1 pseudogene is annotated in these 266 nt (G+C 65.4%); it reads left to right on the top strand.

The features are described from left to right. Positions 1 to 266 (top strand): annotated as a pseudogene (locus tag SB822_RS57825) (chemotaxis protein); the annotation flags it as partial.

Genomic DNA, 266 nt, shown 5'->3' with positions numbered 1-266 from the left:
GTATAAGCAGGCCGTGGCAGCAGGCAAGCCGGTGGCAACGCCGCCTTATGTCGATGTCGGCTCGGGTAAGCTGGTGGTCGCCTTCGCCGCGCCCGTGGTACGCGACGGCGCGGTGAAGGGCGGGGTGTCCGGCGACGTCGCAATGGACAGCGTGATCGCCAACGTGAAATCGATCCACCCGACGCCCGCGAGCTTCGGCATGCTGATCGATGCGAGCGGCAATATCGTCGCGCACCCGGATCCAAAGCTCACGTTGAAGCCGGTGT

The sequence above is a fragment of the Paraburkholderia sp. SIMBA_054 genome (assembly GCF_046534875.1).
In the GTDB taxonomy this organism is placed as follows: domain Bacteria; phylum Pseudomonadota; class Gammaproteobacteria; order Burkholderiales; family Burkholderiaceae; genus Paraburkholderia; species Paraburkholderia hospita.
Note: the sequence above shows the minus strand (reverse complement) of the source record. Positions and strands in the feature narration are given on the sequence as shown.